We start from the raw sequence: 20,434 nt of genomic DNA, 5'->3' as shown, positions 1-20,434 counted from the left end.
TATCTATCAGATTAAAATCAGGCTGAAGCTCGCCAAAACGCAATAAAAGACCAGAACCAATGAAGTTTGTCCCAGCATAGTTATGTAGACTGGCCCGGTTTGCGGCTTCCCTATTTTGACGCAAAGTCCTGCCCCCAAAGGCATAACCGCCAAAGGAAGGAGCAACAAAAAGGATCTCAAAATTATTGCCATAACAATGGTACAAAACATAGCAAGGGCAAACCATGCACGATATTCATGTGCAGTAAACTTTCGCCCAAAACGAACAGCGAGCGTGCGTTTATTGGCCTTCACATCTGTATCAACATAGCGGAGATTATTTACCACAAGCAAATTGGTACTCAAAGCACCCACAGCTGTCCCCGCCAGAAAAACTATGGAATTGAATCCGCCTGCCTGCACCATGTAGGTAAATCCTACAGCCACCCATCCGAAGAATATCAGTACGAAAATTTCACCCAATCCCAGATAAGCCAAGGGAAATGGCCCAGCGGTATAACCATAACCCAGCGCGATGGAGATGATGCCCACGACCAGTAATTTCCAGCCTCCATAAGGAACAAGTCCCAGTCCAACCGCGAAAGCCAGTAAAAAGACTACAGCTGTCATGGTTCTCATTCTATTCAAGGAAATCAGGCCTGAAGCAGTGACCCGTTTTGGTCCCAAACGTTCTTCCGTATCAGCACCTTTTATGAAATCATAATAATCATTAGCGAAATTGGTTCCGATCTGAATCAGAAGCGCAAACAGAAGACAAAGCAGTGCCGGGATAAACTTAAAGCTATCGTCCAGTACAGCCAAAGATGTTCCGACCATAACAGGACATAAAGCTGCCGAAAGTGTTTTGGGCCGGATAGCCAGAATCCACGATTTTAATTTAATTTTCATAACTTTTGGCCATAAAGATTATTGGTAACACGAGGTATTAACTTGAGCTGATTGCACAAAAAGGGAACACAACATCCGCTGCAGATTCTATAAAAACGTAACGTATTTTGTTCAATGGTGAAGGCATAAAGTCAAGAATATTTGCACCATATACGGCAAATCACGCCGCAAGTTGTATCCGAATTATTTTGGTATGGCACAGATCCATATGGTGACAATAAGTAGGAGATAGCTTTCCCCTCATGGGATGTCCGTGTTAAAGATATTTCAGGAAGTGAACCAGTCAAAACTGGCCGTGCTCATAGTCGTACTTTTCCTTCTGCCACCGTTGAGTTACCTGCTTTTCTTTGACCTGCTCAGCTAAGCGCCTACCAAGGATAAACAGGAGGTTTTTATGGCAAGATTTCTAAGAGATAAGGAACAGAAGGCGGGTCTGCCTCCCGGTTCCCTGGTATTTACAGGTCAACACAAAATATCTGAGCCCAAAATCAGAATCATTGAATACAACAGCTCGGATTTACAGGAAACCTCTCTGGATCCATTAGAGTCTATTCCGTACTGCCCCTATCCGGCAAAAGCAGTATGGATGAATCTGGATGGAGTACATGACTCAGAGTTGATAAAAAGAATCGGTGACCGTTTCAATATTTCTCCCATGGCCTTGGAAGATATTCTGGATACGGGGCAACGCCCTTTTATTGAAGAGTACCAGAATTATCTTTTTTCGACGTTAAAAATATTCATATCCGGTACTTCCGAGCAAAAAATTTTTTCCGAACAGGTCTGCTTTGTTTTGGGTAAGAACTATCTGATCACATTTCAGGAACAACCCGGCCCAACTTTTGATGCTGTCCTCAAGAGGCTTTCAAAAGCAAAAAGCAAAATCAGGCAGAACAATACAGATTATCTTTTCTACACACTTATGGACTGCGTTCTTGAAAACTACTTGAAAGTAATAGAGATCATAGGTGAAAGGATCGAAGACCTCGAAGAAGAAGTTACAACAGACCCATGTCCCGAGCACTTGGAAAGCATCAATTTTTACCGCCGCGAGATTGCTTATATTCGAAAGTCCATCAGACCTGTGCGGGAAATAATTATGAAAATGAATAAACTTAATTCCGAATTCATCTCCGAGGACACTCTTGGCTACATGAAAGACCTGCCCAACATGATAGATCAGGCACTGGATTCACTTGAGATATACAAAGACATCCTTGGCGATTTATTCACTACCTACAACATGTACATGGGCACCCGCTTGAATGAGACAATGAAATTTCTGACCATTTTTTCAACAATCTTTATCCCCCTGACCTTCATAGCCGGTTTATACGGCATGAATTTCGAAGTGATACCCGGACTGCATAATCCTCACGGTTTTGCCATCTCTATCGGGATTATGGCCGCAATATCAGGTGTGATGCTGATATTATTCAAATTTAAAAAATGGCTTTAGCACAACCAACCTGCCGATAATCCATGCCCTAAACCATCAAACAGGATCATACCGGATATCCCACCCTTGCGCCGAGCATCAAGAGCTGCTATCAAAACCTACTCTTTTTCGGATTTCTCTTAAAATCCTTCATATTTTTTCGATAAATGAAATTTAATTTATCAGAAAATTCTTTTTGATCATAATCTTAACTTACATCAGGAGGGGAGATGTTTTCTTGGTACTTCAAAAGCAACCTGTTGATCCGAATTATTATAGGTCTGGTACTGGGCGCCATTGCAGGGCTTGTTTTAGGTCCTGAAGCAAAAGTACTTACACCGCTGGGCGATGTACTGGTCCGGTCATTAAAAATGATTGTAATGCCTGTAATCGTTTCTACAATTATTGTAGGAGCCGGAAGCGTTAAACCCAGTCAGTTGGGTAAAGTCGGCGCTAAGTGCATGGCCTTTTATATGCTGACCACAGGTTTCGCGGTTGCTATCGGCCTCTTTTTCGGAAACATCCTCCAGCCCGGCAACGGCCTTGAACTGGCCGCCGATGGTGCAGCCCTTAAAATGGCAGCCCCCAAGGCAACATCATTCCTCGACATCCTGATCAATATCATTCCCAAAAACCCCTTTGCAGCCATCACCACCGGCGATGTCCTTTCCACTATCTTTTTCTGCATTATCACCGGGATCGCCATTTCCGTACTCCGCCACAGCGAAGACGCACGCATCAAAAATGCCGGAGATTCTCTTTTCTACCTCTTTGAAGGCCTTGCTGAAGTAATGTACCTGATCATCAACTGGGTACTGCAGTATGTTCCCATCGGGGTTTTTGCGCTCATTGCCGTAGTTTTCGGTGCTCAGGGTTCCAGAGCATTCGGTCCGCTCGGCGTGGTTGTCATTGCCACCTACCTTGCTTTCGCCTGCCATATCTTTTTAGTTTACGGCGGCGGGCTGTTGCTCTTCGGCGTGAACCCGATCTCATTTTTCAAAAAAATCAAGACCGCTTCCATTGCCGCTTTTGTAACCCGGACCAGTAGCGGCGTGCTTCCCATCAGCATGGAAGTTGCCGACAAAGAACTGGGGGTTGATAAAAGCATATACTCTTTCTCCCTGCCACTCGGTGCCACTATCAACATGGATGGAACCGCCATTTATCAGGGAGTATGCGCACTGTTCATCGGCTATGCCATCGGCGAACCTCTGACCGCCAGCCAGCAGATCACCGTCATCGGAACCACAATTCTGGCATCGCTCGGAACTGCGGGTATCCCCGGAGCAGGCGCAATCATGCTTATGATCGTGCTCAACTCCGTAGGACTGGAAATCACTGCCGGCTCCCCCACCGCACTGGCCTATGCCATGATCTTCGGCATTGACGCCCTGCTAGATATGGGCCGCACCTGTACCAATGTTACCGGAGACCTCGCTGTTACCTGCGCAGTAGCCAATAGCGAAAACGAACTTAATCAGGAATACTGGGAATCCAGCGAAGCCACCCAGCAATAAACTTGCATTCTGCATATGAAAAATAAGGCCGATCTCGTATTGAGATCGGCCTTATTTTTTACTGCAGCTCAAAAATCATACACTCTGCGGGCAATCAGTAAAACCCGGCCAACGACAAGCACCTTTCCCTGAGAACAATCCATAAAATTATACCGCCGCGTGCTCCTCCATGGCAGCAAGAAGTTGGGCGGTCTTATCAGCCTCCCCGGACATTCCCATTTCCGTGAATCCCCGTAAGGCCTCACGCACAACAGCCAGTCCGTCCTGCTGATTCCCGGAAACAAAAAGAAGCTGCCCCAGCAACTCCCCGGCAAAACAATGCCCTTTGGAATCACCCAGCTTCTGGAACCGCGAATATGCCTCCATCAGCATCAGCAGGGCCTGCTCCTGATTTCCTTCACTTACTTCCAACTTCGCCATTTCATGGAGAGTTGCGGCCTTACCTCTGGAATCACTGTTTTTTTCACATTCCTTGAGCTTAACTTCTAGTTCTGCCTTCAAATTAACTGACTGGTCCATTTTTTCTCCAACAATATGTTTGTAGCTCCGATTACCGGAAAATATTAGCGGTTCACTCAAACGTCAAGACTCCATCTCAGCCAGATAAATAAGCTATGCACTCATTCTGAATCTGAAACGGACTTCTCTTATAAAATGCAGGCCGCTATTTACTTTTAGAAAAAGGATACTATACTCAGGGGAATGTCGCCTATCCCGTTTTCCGGGCGACATAACGAGGAGGTTACATGAAATTAAAACGCAATATTGGATTACTTTTTCTCATCACTGTACTCATCCTGCCCGTCTACGCTCAAGCGGACGGTCTGCCTTCCTTTGTGGAACTGGCGAAGAAATGCGGTCCTGCTGTGGTCAACATCAACACCGTAAAAATGGTCGAAGTGGGCAATCCCATGGATGACTTTTTTAAATTCCACGGCAAAGGCGGCAACAACCCTTTTGAAGAGTTCTTCAAGCAGTTCAATAACCGTGGAAACGGCAACCAGCCCAAGCAGAAAAGGAAAACCGGATCCTTGGGCTCAGGATTCATCATCTCCCAGGACGGTTACGTGGTCACCAACAACCATGTAGTTGCCTCTGCAGATGAAATCACGGTCAAACTTCAGAACGACGGGCATGAATACCCGGCTAAAATCATAGGCCGTGACAAGGAAACAGACCTTGCCCTCTTGAAAATAAACGTAAAAAAAGACCTGCCCTTCCTTCAGTTCGCAAACTCGGAAAAGGCTGAGGTAGGTGAGTGGGTGCTGGCCATCGGCAATCCCTTCGGTCTGGGACACACTGTAACCAAAGGAATCATCAGTGCCAAAGGCCGCATTATCGGCGCAGGTCCCTTTGACAACTTCATCCAGACCGATGCCAGCATCAACCCCGGCAACTCAGGTGGTCCGCTCATCGATATGAAAGGACGTGTTATCGGTATAAACACAGCTATCATTGCCAGCGGTCAGGGAATCGGCTTTGCCATCCCCAGCAACATGGCTGAAAGCGTCATCTCCCAGCTCAAGACCGACCACAAGGTCAGCCGTGGCTGGCTCGGCGTAACCATTCAGGATGCCGATGCAAAGACCGCCAAGGCTCTCGGTCTCAAAGAAGAGAAAGGCGCGCTGGTCAACTCAGTCAATCCCGGTGATCCCGCAGACAAAGGCGGCATGAAGGTCGGCGACGTCATCCTTGAGGTTGACGGCGAAAAGATAGACGACACCAATGACCTGCTGCGTACCGTAGCAGCTCTGCCTCCGGGCAAATCCATAAACATTCAGGTCTGGCGCAAGGGACGTGAAAAGAACCTGCGTATCGTGCTGGGAGAACGCAGCGGGCACACTGTTGTTGCCGAAGCTGAAAAAATGTCTCCCAAGGCAGCCGAAGAAAACCTTGACGACCTCGGACTGGTTGTCCGCAGGGTCAACCGCAAGGCTGAAGCGGAATCACTGGGTCTGGAAAGGCCCGAAGGCTTGCTGGTCATCGAAGTGATGCAGGGCACTCCTGCTGAAGATGCAGCAGTAGCCGTGGGCGATGTCATACTTGAAGCCAACCAGCACAAGGTGAATTCCATAAAGGATCTGCAGAAGATCATCAACACCGAAGGCAAGAAGCGCGGACTGGTCATGCTGCTCCTGAAACGTCAGGGACACAACATCTTCCGCACTCTTGAACTGAAAGACAAATAGTCCCCTGATTATTGTTGACTCTCAAATGATTGCCCCCGCTCTGACTTGCGTCAGGGCGGGGGTTTGAGTTAAGAAGCTCCTCATGAACAAAATTACTCTAATCACCCCGGCAAAAGTCAATCTTTACCTGAAAATTGTAGGTAAAAGGGAAGACGGATACCACGAACTGGACACTCTATTCCATCCCTTCCCCGCATTGGCCGACACTCTTGAGATTACAGAAACCGGGGAAGGTTGCACCATACACTGTGAACAATTCGACCTTCCGGCGGAAGACAATCTTATATACAAAGCCTGGGACAAATACGCCGAAGCTACCGGATTCAGGCCCGGACTGCATATTGAGCTGACCAAGCGCATCCCCACCGGGGCAGGACTTGGCGGGGGCAGTTCCGATGCTGCCTCCATGCTCCGTTTTTTGAATAAACACCCGGATAGCCCCGGTCTGGAACAGGACAAAATCAACACCCTTGCGGCAGGCCTCGGAGCAGACGTACCCTTCTTTCTGCTGGACGGCCCGGCATGGGCCAAAGGAATTGGTGAAATTTTATCGCCCTGTGAGGTTGACCTTTCCGGCCTGACTGCGTTATTAGCCTGCCCGGATGTGCACGTAAATACCGTCTGGGCTTACAAGGCATGGTCCAGCCGAGATAAATCCACAAACTTGAAAAAAAGTAGCGGGTTTAACTTGACAACACCAGCCAGCGGTAATAATAGAACGGCCTCCAAAACGAGGGTAACTTTATTCAATGACTTTGAAGAAGTTGTCCTTCCCAAGTTTCCCAAAATCAGGGAGACAAAGGAATATCTGCTGAAAAACGGAGCCTGCGGAGCTGTCATGAGCGGAAGCGGGGCAAGCGTAATCTCTTTCTTCAACGAAAGGGAAGCTGCTGAAAAAACCGCCTCAGGTTTGAAAGCGATTAACATCGACTCTGTTCTTCACACATTTTCATAATTTTACTATATTGTATCTTTATACATAGTTCAGTGCAGGGATGTCGCCAAGTTGGTAAGGCACGTGGTTTTGGTCCACGCATTCGAGGGTTCAAGTCCTTCCATCCCTGCCAAATTTATTTCCTTTCCCCGAGAGGTCAAGTTGGAGACCGACATGAACGGTGAACTCAAGATTATCAGCGGCTCGTCAAATCTGGCGCTTTCAGAAGCAATCTGTGACCATCTCGGCAGCAAACTTACTCCCTGCCTGCGTGAAAAATTCAGTGATGGTGAAATCCGCATCGAGATTCAGGATAATGTTCGCGGCTGTGATGTTTTCATAGTCCAGTCCACCTGTGATCCGGTGAACTTTCACTTTATGGAACTGTGCCTCATGCTGGATGCATTGAAGAGAGCAAGTGCCCGCCGGGTGACTGCAGTTGTTCCTTATTACGGATACGCCAGACAGGACCGCAAAGTTTCTCCCCGTGCGCCAATAAGCGCCAAACTCTGTGCCGACTGCCTCACCGTTGCCGGTATGCAGCGTCTGGTCACCATCGACCTGCACGCAGGGCAGATTCAAGGTTTCTTCAATCTCCCGGTAGACAATATTTATGCAGCTCCGGTTCTTCTGGACGAACTGCGCACCCGTGAAGATGACATGGTTATGGTTTCCCCTGACGCAGGCGGAACCGAGCGCGCAAGGGCATACGCCAAGCGCCTCAATGCCGGTCTGGCTATCGTGGACAAACGCCGCGATGCCCCAAACCAGGCTAAAGCCATGCACGTAATCGGGGAAGTAAAAGACAAAGTCTGCGTGGTCATGGATGACATGATCGATACAGCAGGCACCATGTGCCAGGCAGCCAAGGTCCTCATTGACCACGGCGCAAGAGACGTAATTGCCTGCGCAACTCACCCGGTTCTTTCCGGACCGGCAATCGACAGGCTGGCTGCAGCACCTTTTTCCGAGGTAATTGTAACCGATACCCTGCCTGTCCCCGAAGAAAAGCTTATTAACTGCGGCGGTAAGATCAAAATCAAATCCGTTGCCGGAATCCTCGCCAAGTGTATCCATAATGTGCACTCCGAGTCTTCTGTAAGCGTACTCTTCGTTTAATACTGCCTATTCCCACCCTCTGCCGGTCCTTTTGAGCGGCAGCAGGTTAACCATAAGGAGAAAATAATGTCTGAAAAAGTAACCTTCAAAGCTGATGTGCGCACCAAAACCGGTAAATCCGCAAACCGTCAGCTCCGCAATCAGGGTATGGTTCCCGTTGTCTTCTACTCTCAGGAAGGCGAGAACATGATCCTTTCCGTGAATGAAAACGACTTCGTCAAGATGTACCGCAAAGTTGGTACAACTCGCCTCTTCAGCCTTGAAGTTGAAGGAAAGACTTACGATTCCCTGATCTGGAAGGTACAGATGGACCCCGTCCGTCCCCGTCCTAACCACGTTGACTTTCTCGGTGTCTCCGCTGACCGTCCCCTCAAAATCGACGTTCCCGTTGTTACTGAAGGAACTGCTCCCGGTGTTAAGCTCGGTGGCCGTATTGCTATCTACCGCGACAAGCTGACTGTTGCCTGCACCGCAGCAACAATTCCTGCTGAAATCGTTGTAAACATCGACGGCATGAACGTTGGCGACACTGTTTTCGTAAATGAAATCGACCTTGGTGAAGGTGCTGCCGTACAGTTCGACAACAACTTCGCTCTCGTCCGCTGTGCCGCCGGCCGCGGTTCTTCAAAAGCTGACGAAGCTGAAGCAGAAGAATAGGTCTTTTGCAACATGCGCATTTTCGGGCCCCGGTTTATCCGGGGCCTTTGCCGTTTGTTAAGCAGGTAATTTACCATGGAATACAAAGCACTTATAGCAGGACTCGGTAATCCGGGACCGCAATACGCCAGAACCAGACACAATATCGGTTTCATGGCCGTTGACGCTTTGGCAGATATGGCCGGTTCCCGCAAAAGCATGCGCTACAAGAAAATGGAGATTTCTGGAGACTTTGAACTTTTCAGCATCAATATGGCCGGGAACAATATACTGGTAACCAAACCGCTGACTTACATGAACCTCAGCGGAAAGGCAGTTGCGGCAATATGCGGCAGATTCTCCATCCCGGTATCCGATGTATACGTCATTCATGATGAACTTGACCTTCCCTGCGGAAGGATGAAGTTCAAGAAAGGCGGCGGAAACAACGGTCACCGAGGCCTTGAATCCATTCAGGAAAAATTGGGCTCACCGAATTTCTTCAGAGTCAGAGTCGGTATCGGACGTCCTGAATTTTCTTCCCAGGTCAAAGATTATGTCCTTGAAGAATTCAGTACGCAGGAAATGGAAACCGCAGCGCAGATGACACAGGCCGCCATAAAGGGCTTAAACCTCCACTTCAGGCGGGGGCAGGGTCCGGCCATACAATTCATAAACAGTTTTGTGCCTGACGATATTGAAACCGAACCGTAGACTATTTTTCACAATTCGGTTATATTAATTTTTCGCAGCAATTCCCTCTGCTGCAAATAGAAAGCAGAACCAGAGGGAACAAAGAAATGGGAAGGGGTCCGCAACCCTGTTTTTCAGCTAATCCTGAATTCCACGTAATCGCGCCGCCATCAGCCGGGATGCCCGTAGAATAGCACCGAACTTCCCAAAGCATTTCTTTTGTAAGTCCAAGGAGCCATGTGTGTTTGAGCTAGAACAGCTTGTTGTCTATCCTTCTCAGGGAGTAGGCAAAGTAGAACGTATTGAAAGTCAGGAAATCGGCGGAGCCACCGCTGAATTTTATATTGTCCGCATCTTAAGCAACAATGTCACGCTCATGGTTCCGGTCATGAACGCGCACAATGTCGGCCTCCGTGCCGTTTGCGACAAGGAAGCCGGGCTGGGTATTTTCGAATGCCTCAAAGACAGATCCGACTTTACCGGTTACACCGGGCAGAACTGGAACAGACGTTATCGCGAATACTCCGAAAAACTCAAAAGCGGTGACCTGCAGGACGTGGCATACGTACTTAAGGAACTATTCCTCATCGGACGGGACAAAGAACTTTCTTTTGGCGAACGCAGACTCTTGGAACAAGCCATGGGTCTGGTTTCAATGGAGCTTTCTTTTGCCCTTGATCTGGATCAGGAAGAGATCAAGAGTGAAATAAACGCACTTTTCAGTGACGTTCTGGAAAAACAGGACGATGAATCCTGAAAATCCTAATCAAACGACTTGTCATAAACGATTCTTTCAGTTAATGCCCTATTAGTTGCACGTTACGGAACTGCTATAACTTTCTTATGGAAATTTAGCACAAAGCAGTGCCCTGAAAAACGGTTGCAGCAAGGGTACAGAGAGAATCAACGACGAATGAACAGCCGTTGTTTTCAAACTAAGAAGCTACCCCTCATTCAGGACAATCCAACACAATTTTCAACACAAGGTTAAATCTAAAGCGTTTCGGCTCTTGCATGACCGCATAAGCTATGCATTGCTGCTGCTTTACATTAACTTCACAATATTTTTAACTTTTAACTCCGGTTATACAGTATGGGCCAAGATAAAAAAATACAAAACCTGAACCTGACTGAACTGAAGCAGAAGAATATGTCGGATCTCATGGATCTGGCAACTAAATTCAAAGTTGAAAACCCCAGCGGCATGCGCAAGCAGGAATTGATCTTTGCTTTGCTTCAGGGTTGTGCAGCACAGAACGGACAGATTTACGGTGAGGGTGTTCTGGAAGTACTCCCCGACGGATTCGGCTTCCTGCGCTCCCCTACATACAGTTACATGCCCGGACCGGATGATATTTACGTTTCCCCGTCCCAGATCAGAAGATTCGGTCTGCGTAAGGGTGATATCATTTCCGGACAGATCCGTCCCCCCAAAGAAGGTGAACGGTACTTTGCCCTGCTCAGGGTTAACGAAATCGGTCTTGAATCTCCCGAGCATTCCAGAAATCTGGTTCTTTTCGACAACCTTACCCCCGTGTACCCGGACAACCGTTTCAAGATGGAAAACGGTCCGAAAAATTTCAGTTCCCGGGTAATCGACATTCTTTCTCCCATCGGACGCGGCCAGCGTGCCCTGCTTGTTGCGCCTCCCCGCACCGGTAAAACCATGATGCTGCAGAATATTGCAAACTCCATCAACGCCAACCATCCTGACGTTGACCTGATTGTGCTGCTCATCGACGAACGTCCCGAAGAAGTTACCGACATGGCCCGGACCGTTAAGGCAGAAGTGGTCAGCTCCACTTTTGATGAACCCCCGCAGCGCCACGTGCAGGTTACCGAGATGGTACTCGAAAAGGCCAAACGCCTTGTCGAACGTAAACGCGACGTAGTAATCCTGCTCGACTCCATCACCCGTCTCGGACGTGCATATAACGCGGTAACTCCCTCCTCCGGCAGAGTTCTTTCCGGTGGTCTGGATGCAAACGCCATGCAGCGCCCCAAAAGATTCTTCGGAGCCGCCCGTAACATCGAAGAAGGCGGCAGCCTGACCATCATCGCCACCGCACTTATCGATACCGGCTCGCGGATGGATGAAGTTATCTTCGAAGAATTCAAGGGAACCGGCAACATGGATCTTTACCTTGACCGCAAGCTCGCTGAGAAACGCGTATTCCCGGCCATCGACATAAACCGTTCCGGCACTCGCAAAGAGGAACTCCTCCTTGACGATGGAGTACTCAACAAGGTCTGGATTCTACGCAAACTGCTCGCACCCATGAACTCCATAGATTCCATGGAATTCCTGCTCGATAAAATGAAGGGTACAAAAAACAACGAAGATTTTTTTGATATGATGGGGAAATAAAAAACCATCACATACTGAATCATCAACCCCGTAGAATCATTCTGCGGGGTTTTCTTTTTGCTTACCGTCTTTACAAGCGCCCGTTCAAAACTTACTCTCTCCTTAAAGAATATGAATTATCAACAACACCGCTAAATCAGCAGTTTTTTAAAATGAATTTCAGAAACAAAATTATCCTTCGAACTACAGCACTGACTCTGATCTTTTTTTTCAGTTTCTGGATTACCCCGCAGGCTACAGCAAATTCCCTCTTCGGTGATTTCACAGTAAAAGATGAAATCAAACTAGGTAAAGAATTTGATAAGATGGTCCGCAGCAGGCTGCCCATTATCCTCGACCCCCAGATTGACGGATACGTAAAAAGATTGGTCGCCAGAGTGGCGGAACATATCCCTCCCCAACCTTTTCCCATTAAAGCCAGAGTAATCCGCAACAGCTCCATGAATGCTTTTGCTGTGCCTGGCGGCTATGTTTATGTCTACACCGGGCTTATTCTGAACATGAAACATGAGAGTGAACTTGCCGCAGTTATCGGCCACGAACTCGCACACGTAACCTTGCGCCATGCTGCCCGGCGTATTGAAAAAATGAAAATGGTCAATATGGCCAGCATGCTCGGAACTCTTGCCGGAATGCTTATCGGCATAGCCGGAGGCGGCGGAAACATGGGGAACCTCGGGCAAGCTGTTGCCATGGGCTCCATGGGAGGCGCGCAGGGAGCCTACCTTAGCTATACCCAGGAAAACGAACGCGAAGCCGACCATCTGGGGATGAACTATCTGATTGCAGCAGGCTACAATCCGGAAAGAATGGTCGACGGTTTCAAAGTCATGAGACAACGCCAGTGGCATATGAGCAGCACGAATATCCCCACATACCTGTCTACCCACCCGGGTCTTGATGTTCGTATCGGCTATCTTGAGGACAGGTTCAAACGCATGCCCCCGGAATATTTCAGACGCCGAGATGATGATGCAGAATTCTTCAAAGTCCAGACCCTGATCAGGTCCAGGCTGACTTCAACTGATGTTGCGCTGGCCTACTACAAAGCCATCCCTGAAAACAAAAGGACCTGCCTTGACCATCTGGGCATGGGCATTGTTTACTCCCGCATGAAGCGGAACCTGAAGGCTGAACAGGAATTCAACAAAGCTAACGAACTTTGCCCCGGAGAAACCCTTATCCTGCGTGAAGAAGGCCGTTTTTATTTTAATACCGGAAAAATGGATAAGGCTTCCCCGCTTTTGCGCGAGGCTTACCTTCGTGACCCCACAGATGCCATGACCCTGTATTTTATAGCCCGCATTGAGGGTTCCCGCAAAAATTACAAACAGGCGATCCTGACCATGCGCAGAGTAGCGGAAATGGTCCCCCATGATCAGGAAATCCATTACCATCTTGGGCGCATGCTCGGAGAATCCGGTCACTATTTTCAGGCTCACACCCAATTAGCTTATGCCGCCCTCTACGGTCACGACATGAAGCAGGCCCAGTTTCACCTACGCAAAGCCGAAGGGCTGGCTAAAACCCAAAAACAACGGGAAGAGCTAAAAAAACTTCAACAGACTATCAATCCCAAGCCTCCGGAAGATCCTTCCGAAAAAGACGGCAAAAATGACAACTAATTGCAGAACTGGGACCGACAGAGGCTAACAAGCTGTTTTGACAGTTTTTATCTACACATAAATTTATTCTGCCCGAAACGGACACCTTGAATGATATATGATTTTGATGTACTGGTTTTCGTTTCTACAATCTTACGCCAATAAATAAAGTGAAGCGAATATGATAATCGCAAAATCAATAAGTGAAATAGTTAAGCCTGACCAAGGCACATGTGTAACCATCGGAAACTTTGACGGGGTTCATAAAGGCCACCAGCGGCTGATCAGCAGCACCTGCAGAAAAGCCAAAGCCAACGGTCTTGCAAGTGTGGTAGTAACTTTTGACCCCCATCCATTAAGGGTACTGGTAAACAGGAAAACCCCGCCCTTCATCACCCTGACCTCACAAAAACTCGAACTCATAGCTCTGCACAAGCCTGACATCATTCTGGCCCTGAATTTTACCAAAGAAATGGCCGCCCTTTCCCCTGAAGAATTCATTCAACAATACCTTATCACCCCCCTGAACATGAAAGAGATGGTTGTGGGTTACGATTATGCGCTGGGCAAAGGCCGCAGCGGTAATTACGAGACCATTATGAAACTGGGCAAGAAATATGCTTACGGTGTTGAACGCCTAGACCCGGTGATCATTAATGATGCGGTGGTCAGTTCTTCGCGTATCCGTGATCTGGTCAGCGAAGGTAATGTCTGGGATGTGCGCCCTCTTCTGGGCCGCTTCTATCAGGTTCGCGGCGAAGTGGTCCACGGCATGAACAGGGGCGGAAGACTGCTCGGCTTTCCCACTGCCAATATCAAGCTTGAAGACGAACTCTTTCCTAAAAAAGGTGTTTACGCCATTCGGGTGGAAGTGGAAGGTAAAGTCCTGCCCGGAGTTGCAAATATCGGCAAAAATCCCACCTTTGGAAACGAAGCTCTGTCTGTTGAAGCACACATCCTTGATTTTTCCGAAGATATTTACGGCAAAGACATTCGGGTTCATTTCATCCAGCGCATCCGTTCAGAAAAAAAATTCAACGGGCTGGACGAACTGAAAGACCGTATCGCCGTTGACATCGGACTTGCCAGAGAAATTCTTTCATACCCGGAGTCTCAGGTCCGTCCCGGACTTCACCTTAGTGAATCAGAATCAGGAGCAGAACAGTGAGCCCTTTTCTCAGTATCAATATGTGGAAAGACCTTGTCCGCTCCTATCGTAATATCAGCCATTTTCGCTGGCTGATACTGGGTGTCGTAGTAGGTATACTTTCCGGCATTGTGGCCGTCCTTTTTTTCGGTGCGGTAGAACTGGGTAAACATTTTTTCATAAGCCAGTTGGCCGGTCTTTCCCTTCCTGCCCCTGAGGGTGAGGAGTTGTTTCACGGCCCTCCCGGTGAACAGTTGAGGACATGGACTATACCCGTATGCCTGACAATAGTCGGGCTGGTCACCGGGTGGCTGGTCAACAAATTTATCCCGGAAACAATCTCCGGCGGCACCGACGGCACCGATGCCACCATCAAATGTTTCCATCAGGGCAGCGGACTTATGCGTCCGATCGTGCCTATTATTAAAGGACTGACTTCTGTATTTACTATCTCCACCGGGGGTAGTGCCGGTCGCGAAGGTCCTATCACCCAGATGGGAGCCGGGGTAGGCTCATGGCTGGCCCAGAAACTAAAGCTCTCCACCAAGGAACGGCGTATTCTGCTTCTTTCCGGTGCTGCCGGCGGCCTCGGAGCTATTTTTCGCGCCCCGCTGGGAGGAGCACTCACCGCTATTGAAGTAATCTACCGCGAAGACTTTGAATCCGAAGCAATCCTGCCCTCGGTTATATCTTCGGTAGTATCCTATTCCCTGTTCACTCTTTTCTACGGCACGGAACCGATATTCGGCATTCCGCGTTTTGTCTTTCACGACCCTCGGGAACTGATCTTTTATGTAATTCTGGCCTTTGCATGCACCTTGGCGGGATGGATGTATATCCGCACTTTCCGCTTCATCAAATATTCCGTGTTCAACCAGATCAGGGACCGGGTCGGCCTCATGTGGGCTACCGCTCTCGGCGGTCTGATGATGGGGATCATGGGGATGTTTTTCCCGCAGGTCCTCACCGGGGGCTATGGCTGGCTGGAAATGGCCATCATGGGTGAAATCCCGCTCATGATGATGATCGCCATTGTAATCGGAAAAACCGTTGCCACCTCCATGACCATCGGTTCCGGTATGTCCGGCGGTATGTTTGCCCCCGCGCTCTTCGTCGGCGGCCTTTCCGGCGGAATTGTAGGCCAGATTGCCGGGAAATATTACCCGGACATCGTCACCCAGCCCGGAGGATATGTACTGGTCGGAATGGCCGCATTTTTTGCCGGGGTGGCAAAAGCCCCCATCGGTCCGCTGATCATGGTCTGCGAACTCACACAGGGCTACGGGTTGCTGGCCCCGCTCATGCTGGCCTCCGCGCTGTGCATCGTACTGGGCAGAAACTTCTCCCTCTACGAGCATCAGGTTGAAAGTAAATTCGATTCGCCTGCCCATATCGAGGACAAGACCATCAACATCCTTGAAGGGCTGCATGTGGATACCCACTACAAACCTGGACGCGTAACCACACTCGAGGAAGGAACCACGCTCAAGGCGTTGACCGATATCATCGCCAACACCAACGAACTTTATTTCCCGGTTAAAAATGAAGAAGGTGTTATCACCGGAATACTGACCATCCAGAATGTCCGTAACCACCTCTTCAACCCGGACCTCTTTGACCTCATCCTTGCCAAGGATCTCGCCACCAAACCGGCGACCCTCAAAGCGGATGATGACCTCTACACCGCCCTGCTTAAATTTGTAGATACAGACTACGGGCAGATACCGGTTGTCAGCGAGGAAGATCCCAACCGGATCATCGGTATCCTGAACAGGGAAAACGTGTTCCGCGCTTACGCCTTGTCTGTTAAAGAATTAAGGGAAGCCGCGGAATAAGAAAGGTTGCCAACGCCGTTTCAAACCATAAATTATCATAACTTTAAAAAGCTCCCTCTTGCGTTTGCAGGAGGGAGCTTTTGATTTCATTGTAATAAATTTACCTAAACAATCTCGTCAACATAAGTACCCGGTGGAGGGACCGTACCAACAGAAGTACTACCGCCTTCCACTGTCTTGATAGAATTTCCTGTCGACTCCACATTCCTGCCACTTTCAGCATAAACCGCACTGCCAGCCGACAGTGAACTGACCTGCTCAGCAGCCTGAACATTTCCAGAGACTGTCTGCCCTTCTTCCGGCTCATCACCTTTAAGAACTTTATCACCTCGAGATTCAGTTGCTTCTTCAGCTTTCTCTGCAATCTCTTCCATCAATTCTTCCGGAGTCGGGTCAGCATCCAGAACCTGCTTGGCCCCTTCGGGCATGAGCTTTTCTTCGAGCTTTTCCTCGACCTTCTGGTCCTGTTCTTTTTCCTCTTCCTTACGCTCCTGTTCCAGCTTCTCTTCCAGCTTTTCTCCGGCGTAATCCTCTGCTTTCTCTTTTGCCGCCCTTTCAGCTTTCATGCCTACCAGCATCAGCTCAGCATAATTTTCCGGTGAAGCAGCTGAAACAAGACTAGCCTCAAACTTAGCAGAATCGAGCACCGTCTGCATCTGTGTACGGAATTGATCTGCTACCGCATAAGAAGTCATCAACCCGTTAATATAGCGTGATTCTTCGCGGTCACGCTGAACGAAATTACCCGCCATCATATTACGGGTCGAGAACGAATGCCCCTGACTCTCTTGGGGAACGGCTTGCTGATGTGTCGAGTTTTCCTCCTCAGCAGTCGGCTTCATATCAAAAATATTAAATTTAAAACCCGAAGATTCACCGATTCTCATGGTTCGCCTCGTGTGGTTATATAATTTAATTTATAAAATTAATCGCGTATCAATGTTATTTTCGGCATAAATTAATATTTCTTTAGGTTGAAAAGGTTGCCAACGCCGTTTCAAACCATAAATTGTCATAACTTTAAAAAGCTCCCTCTTGCGTTTGCAGGAGGGAGCTTTTGATTTCATTGTAATAAATTTACCTAAACAATCTCGTCAACATAAGTACCCGGTGGAGGGACCATACCAACAGAAGTACTACCACCTTCCACTGTCTGAATAGATTCTCCGGTCAGTTCGACTTTTTTATCACCTTCCGGTGCAATAGTACTTGCAGCCGCCACAGTACTTACCTGCTCAGCAGCTTGAACAATCCCGGCGTCTGTCTGAGGTTCAGTCTGCTCATTGCCTTTTAATATCTTATCACCTTCGGCTTCAGTAGCCTCTTCCACTTTCTCCGCGATTTCCTCAGTAAGCACCTCCGGATCAGGATCAGCTTCCAAAACCTGCTTGGAACCGTCGGGCATGAGCTTTTCTTCAATCTTTTGCTCGTCCTTTTCTTCCTGTTCTTTTTCCTTTTCCTTACGCTCAGCTTCAATCTTTTCTTCGAGCTTTTCCTTAGTATAATTCTCTGCCTGCTCCTTGGCTAAATGTTCGGCCTCCATTGGGGCAAGATCCATTAATTGATAATTCAGGGGCATATCAGCAGACAGCACATTAGCATCATCATTAAAAATATTCGTAACAGTCTGCATCTGACTGCGGAATTGCTCAGCCACCTTGTAAGAAGTCAATAACCCGGTGATATACCGGGACTCCTCACGACCCTGCTTAACGAAACTGTCTGCCATCATATTGCGCTGAGAGAAAGTATGCCCCTGCGGTTCTTTTTCAACCTCCGGTTGATGTGTTGAATTTTCTTCTTCAACAGCCTCTTCCTGCTTCATATTGGCCAGACTAAATTTAAAGCCCGAAGCTTCACCGATTCTCATGACGTCCCTCAACTTGTATATGTTTACTTAGATAGTCACTATCGTGCGGCTATATTATTATCGGCATAAATTAACTTATCTTTAGGTTTAAAAAAGAAGATTTTTGACGCCCCCTTGCCATACCCACCATAGGTATTATGTTCTGGTAATTAAAAATTACACGCCGCTATGAATAAATATCCCTCGGCGTACTTATTGAATTCATGAACAAATTGAACTCAATTTGTCATATTGAATAGAATCAGGAGATAAATATGGAAATGAGAGGAACAACCATTCTGGCCATCAAGGATGACAAAGGCACTGCCATGATCGGTGACGGTCAGGTCACCATGGGTCAGGCTGTGGTAATGAAACACTCAGCGGTCAAAGTCCGTACCCTTTATAATGATCAGGTTATCGCCGGATTCGCCGGAGCAACCGCCGACGCTTTTACCCTTTTCGAACGCTTTGAAAAAAAGCTGAAAACCTACTCCGGAAACCTTGTGCGCTCTGCCGTCGAAATGGCTACCGACTGGCGTACCGATAAATTCCTGCGCAAACTGGAAGCAATGATCATGGTCGCCGATGCCGAACACATACTGATAATCAGTGGTAACGGTGATGTAATTGAACCTGACGACGGTGTAGCCTCTATCGGTTCCGGCGGGTCCTTTGCTCTTTCTGCTGCCCGTGCGTTAATACGCAATACAGATATGCCTGCTGCGGAAATCGCCCGGAAATCCATGGAAATCGCCAGTGAAATCTGTGTATACACCAACGACCATTTTGTTCTCAAAACCCTTGAAAAATAAATCCCGCGAGCCTGAAAATGAGTAATCTTACACCTAGAGAAATTGTTTCTGAACTGGATAAATTCATCATCGGCCAGTCCGATGCCAAACGGATGGTTGCAATTGCCATGCGTAACCGCTGGCGGCGTCAGCAGCTTCCCCCGGAACTGCGGGAAGAAATCGCACCCAAGAACATCATCATGATGGGACCCACAGGAGTGGGTAAAACTGAAATCGCCCGCCGGCTGGCCAAGCTTGCCGGATGCCCTTTCTTCAAGGTTGAAGCCACCAAATTCACTGAAGTCGGTTACGTGGGACGTGATGTTGAATCCATGGTCCGCGACCTGATGGAAATCGGCATCAACCTTGTGCGCAAGGAAGAGATGGAAAAAGTAAAAGTAAAGGCAGAAAAACACGCAGAAAACGCCCTGCTTGACCTGCTGCTCCCTTCTTCCAAATCCAAACAACCGGGCATGGGATTCTTCAATCCCGCAGCACCGGAAGAACAGCAGCAGGAACAGCCTGCAATAGACCAGTCTTCCACCCGTGAAAAATTCCGCAAGATGTGGCGTGAAGGCAAACTTGATGACCGCGAAGTGGAAATAGAGGTTACCGTACAGGGCGGCGGTGTGGAAATCATGTCCATGCCCGGTATGGAAGACATGGGCATGCAGGTCAATGACATGATCGGCAAGATGTTTCCCGGCAAAAAGAAAATGCGCAAAGTCAACATCCGTGAAGCATATGAGATCCTCATCCAGCAGGAATCTGACAAGCTCATCGATATGGACAACGTGGCGGAGCTGGCCCGGGAACGTGTTGAACAGAGCGGAATCCTCTTTTTGGACGAGATTGATAAAATCGCAGGTAATCAGGAAGGCGGAGGTTCCGCAAATGTCTCCCGCGAAGGAGTTCAACGCGATCTGCTGCCAGTGGTTGAAGGCTGTGTGGTCAATACCAAATACGGCATGGTCAAGACAGACCACATCCTGTTCATTTCCGCGGGTGCGTTCAGTTACGCCAAGCCATCTGATCTTATCCCCGAACTGCAGGGCCGCTTTCCCCTGCGCGTGGAACTCACCTCCCTTGATAAGGACGATTTCTACCGAATCCTTACCGAACCGCAAAATGCCCTGACAGTTCAATATAAAGCTCTTCTGGAAACAGAAAACCTGACCGTAGACTTCAGTCGCGAAGCCCTTGAAGAAGTGGCTTTCAATGCCCAGAAATTCAATGAGGAAACTGAGAATATCGGAGCCAGAAGGCTTTACACCATCATGGAAAAAATTCTCTCCGACCTCTCCTTTGATGCGCCGGACCGCTCCGGAGACTCTATTGTTATTGATAAGGAATACGTGCAGGAAAAACTGCAGGATGTAACTGAAGACAGGGATCTTTCAAGATATATTCTGTAATCAACTTT

General features: G+C 48.3%; 18 protein-coding genes and 1 tRNA gene. 15 read left to right on the top strand and 4 right to left on the bottom strand.

The window, feature by feature from the left end; genetic code table 11:
- Window positions 1-6 precede the first annotated feature (6 nt).
- Window positions 7-888: a 1,4-dihydroxy-2-naphthoate polyprenyltransferase gene (locus tag ACKU41_RS17145; RefSeq protein WP_321402490.1), complete on the bottom strand. Its 882-nt coding sequence runs from the start codon at window positions 886-888 to the stop codon at window positions 7-9.
- A 394-nt stretch (window positions 889-1,282) separates the two neighbouring features.
- On the opposite strand from ACKU41_RS17145, the gene corA reads away from it, so the two are divergent.
- Window positions 1,283-2,347: a magnesium/cobalt transporter CorA gene (corA, locus tag ACKU41_RS17140; RefSeq protein ID WP_319778760.1), complete on the top strand. Its 1,065-nt coding sequence runs from the start codon at window positions 1,283-1,285 to the stop codon at window positions 2,345-2,347.
- 209 nt (window positions 2,348-2,556) lie between these two features.
- The gene (locus tag ACKU41_RS17135; RefSeq protein WP_321402488.1) at window positions 2,557-3,843 is read left to right on the top strand and encodes a dicarboxylate/amino acid:cation symporter; all 1,287 of its coding nucleotides are present in this window, start codon (window positions 2,557-2,559) and stop codon (window positions 3,841-3,843) included.
- Between the two features lie 147 nt (window positions 3,844-3,990).
- Here the strand turns inward: ACKU41_RS17135 and ACKU41_RS17130 are convergent, their stop codons facing one another.
- Window positions 3,991-4,362 carry a hypothetical protein gene (locus tag ACKU41_RS17130; RefSeq protein ID WP_321402487.1) on the bottom strand — a complete coding sequence of 124 codons (372 nt, stop codon included), beginning with the start codon at window positions 4,360-4,362 and terminating at the stop codon, window positions 3,991-3,993.
- A 227-nt stretch (window positions 4,363-4,589) separates the two neighbouring features.
- Between ACKU41_RS17130 and ACKU41_RS17125 the strand changes: the two genes are divergently transcribed.
- The 11 genes from ACKU41_RS17125 to ACKU41_RS17075 all read left to right on the top strand — a co-directional run bounded on the left by ACKU41_RS17125 (window position 4,590) and on the right by ACKU41_RS17075 (window position 16,368).
- Entirely contained in the window at window positions 4,590-6,032 is a 1,443-nt protein-coding gene (locus tag ACKU41_RS17125) for a DegQ family serine endoprotease (protein ID WP_321402485.1), read from the top strand.
- 82 nt (window positions 6,033-6,114) lie between these two features.
- Window positions 6,115-6,987, top strand: coding sequence for a 4-(cytidine 5'-diphospho)-2-C-methyl-D-erythritol kinase (ispE, locus tag ACKU41_RS17120; RefSeq protein ID WP_321402484.1), 873 nt, complete (start codon window positions 6,115-6,117; stop codon window positions 6,985-6,987).
- A 36-nt stretch (window positions 6,988-7,023) separates the two neighbouring features.
- Window positions 7,024-7,099 (top strand) — tRNA-Gln (locus ACKU41_RS17115).
- A gap of 41 nt (window positions 7,100-7,140) precedes the next feature.
- The gene (locus ACKU41_RS17110; protein ID WP_319778754.1) at window positions 7,141-8,085 is read left to right on the top strand and encodes a ribose-phosphate pyrophosphokinase; all 945 of its coding nucleotides are present in this window, start codon (window positions 7,141-7,143) and stop codon (window positions 8,083-8,085) included.
- Between the two features lie 66 nt (window positions 8,086-8,151).
- Entirely contained in the window at window positions 8,152-8,742 is a 591-nt protein-coding gene (locus ACKU41_RS17105; protein WP_319778752.1) for a 50S ribosomal protein L25, read from the top strand.
- Window positions 8,743-8,817: 75 nt separating this feature from the next.
- Complete coding sequence (pth, locus tag ACKU41_RS17100) at window positions 8,818-9,435, top strand: aminoacyl-tRNA hydrolase (protein ID WP_321402481.1); 618 nt, start codon at window positions 8,818-8,820, stop codon at window positions 9,433-9,435.
- 220 nt (window positions 9,436-9,655) lie between these two features.
- Window positions 9,656-10,171, top strand: coding sequence for a CarD family transcriptional regulator (locus ACKU41_RS17095; protein WP_319778750.1), 516 nt, complete (start codon window positions 9,656-9,658; stop codon window positions 10,169-10,171).
- Between the two features lie 336 nt (window positions 10,172-10,507).
- Window positions 10,508-11,782, top strand: coding sequence for a transcription termination factor Rho (gene rho / locus ACKU41_RS17090; protein WP_319778749.1), 1,275 nt, complete (start codon window positions 10,508-10,510; stop codon window positions 11,780-11,782).
- 152 nt (window positions 11,783-11,934) lie between these two features.
- Complete coding sequence (locus tag ACKU41_RS17085; protein WP_321402478.1) at window positions 11,935-13,407, top strand: M48 family metalloprotease; 1,473 nt, start codon at window positions 11,935-11,937, stop codon at window positions 13,405-13,407.
- Between the two features lie 160 nt (window positions 13,408-13,567).
- Complete coding sequence (locus tag ACKU41_RS17080; RefSeq protein ID WP_321402476.1) at window positions 13,568-14,554, top strand: bifunctional riboflavin kinase/FAD synthetase; 987 nt, start codon at window positions 13,568-13,570, stop codon at window positions 14,552-14,554.
- A gap of 20 nt (window positions 14,555-14,574) precedes the next feature.
- Entirely contained in the window at window positions 14,575-16,368 is a 1,794-nt protein-coding gene (locus ACKU41_RS17075; protein WP_321405266.1) for a chloride channel protein, read from the top strand.
- A 104-nt stretch (window positions 16,369-16,472) separates the two neighbouring features.
- On the opposite strand, the gene ACKU41_RS17070 is transcribed toward ACKU41_RS17075, so the two are convergent.
- Window positions 16,473-17,255 (bottom strand): hypothetical protein, encoded by a 783-nt coding sequence (locus tag ACKU41_RS17070; RefSeq protein ID WP_321402474.1) that lies wholly within the window; start codon window positions 17,253-17,255, stop codon window positions 16,473-16,475.
- Window positions 17,256-17,449: 194 nt separating this feature from the next.
- Window positions 17,450-18,238 carry a hypothetical protein gene (locus ACKU41_RS17065; protein WP_321402472.1) on the bottom strand — a complete coding sequence of 263 codons (789 nt, stop codon included), beginning with the start codon at window positions 18,236-18,238 and terminating at the stop codon, window positions 17,450-17,452.
- Between the two features lie 254 nt (window positions 18,239-18,492).
- On the opposite strand from ACKU41_RS17065, the gene hslV reads away from it, so the two are divergent.
- A complete protein-coding gene (gene hslV / locus ACKU41_RS17060) occupies window positions 18,493-19,032 on the top strand; it encodes an ATP-dependent protease subunit HslV (protein WP_321402468.1) in 540 nt (179 codons plus the stop codon).
- Between the two features lie 17 nt (window positions 19,033-19,049).
- Window positions 19,050-20,426 carry an ATP-dependent protease ATPase subunit HslU gene (gene hslU / locus ACKU41_RS17055; RefSeq protein WP_319778742.1) on the top strand — a complete coding sequence of 459 codons (1,377 nt, stop codon included), beginning with the start codon at window positions 19,050-19,052 and terminating at the stop codon, window positions 20,424-20,426.
- Window positions 20,427-20,434: the final 8 nt, after the last annotated feature.

Source organism: Maridesulfovibrio sp. (genome assembly GCF_963678865.1).
Lineage (GTDB): Bacteria > Desulfobacterota > Desulfovibrionia > Desulfovibrionales > Desulfovibrionaceae > Maridesulfovibrio.
Note: the sequence above shows the minus strand (reverse complement) of the source record. Positions and strands in the feature narration are given on the sequence as shown.

What these genes read in the sequence shown, in the direction of transcription:
- ACKU41_RS17145 (WP_321402490.1), bottom strand. Translation starts at nt 888, where the DNA reads ATGAAAATTAAATTAAAATCGTGGATTCTGGCTATCCGGCCCAAAACA.
- corA (WP_319778760.1), top strand. Translation starts at nt 1,283, where the DNA reads ATGGCAAGATTTCTAAGAGATAAGGAACAGAAGGCGGGTCTGCCTCCC.
- ACKU41_RS17135 (WP_321402488.1), top strand. Translation starts at nt 2,557, where the DNA reads ATGTTTTCTTGGTACTTCAAAAGCAACCTGTTGATCCGAATTATTATA.
- ACKU41_RS17130 (WP_321402487.1), bottom strand. Translation starts at nt 4,362, where the DNA reads ATGGACCAGTCAGTTAATTTGAAGGCAGAACTAGAAGTTAAGCTCAAG.
- ACKU41_RS17125 (WP_321402485.1), top strand. Translation starts at nt 4,590, where the DNA reads ATGAAATTAAAACGCAATATTGGATTACTTTTTCTCATCACTGTACTC.
- ispE (WP_321402484.1), top strand. Translation starts at nt 6,115, where the DNA reads ATGAACAAAATTACTCTAATCACCCCGGCAAAAGTCAATCTTTACCTG.
- ACKU41_RS17110 (WP_319778754.1), top strand. Translation starts at nt 7,141, where the DNA reads ATGAACGGTGAACTCAAGATTATCAGCGGCTCGTCAAATCTGGCGCTT.
- ACKU41_RS17105 (WP_319778752.1), top strand. Translation starts at nt 8,152, where the DNA reads ATGTCTGAAAAAGTAACCTTCAAAGCTGATGTGCGCACCAAAACCGGT.
- pth (WP_321402481.1), top strand. Translation starts at nt 8,818, where the DNA reads ATGGAATACAAAGCACTTATAGCAGGACTCGGTAATCCGGGACCGCAA.
- rho (WP_319778749.1), top strand. Translation starts at nt 10,508, where the DNA reads ATGGGCCAAGATAAAAAAATACAAAACCTGAACCTGACTGAACTGAAG.
- ACKU41_RS17085 (WP_321402478.1), top strand. Translation starts at nt 11,935, where the DNA reads ATGAATTTCAGAAACAAAATTATCCTTCGAACTACAGCACTGACTCTG.
- ACKU41_RS17080 (WP_321402476.1), top strand. Translation starts at nt 13,568, where the DNA reads ATGATAATCGCAAAATCAATAAGTGAAATAGTTAAGCCTGACCAAGGC.
- ACKU41_RS17075 (WP_321405266.1), top strand. Translation starts at nt 14,575, where the DNA reads ATGTGGAAAGACCTTGTCCGCTCCTATCGTAATATCAGCCATTTTCGC.
- ACKU41_RS17070 (WP_321402474.1), bottom strand. Translation starts at nt 17,255, where the DNA reads ATGAGAATCGGTGAATCTTCGGGTTTTAAATTTAATATTTTTGATATG.
- ACKU41_RS17065 (WP_321402472.1), bottom strand. Translation starts at nt 18,238, where the DNA reads ATGAGAATCGGTGAAGCTTCGGGCTTTAAATTTAGTCTGGCCAATATG.
- hslV (WP_321402468.1), top strand. Translation starts at nt 18,493, where the DNA reads ATGGAAATGAGAGGAACAACCATTCTGGCCATCAAGGATGACAAAGGC.
- hslU (WP_319778742.1), top strand. Translation starts at nt 19,050, where the DNA reads ATGAGTAATCTTACACCTAGAGAAATTGTTTCTGAACTGGATAAATTC.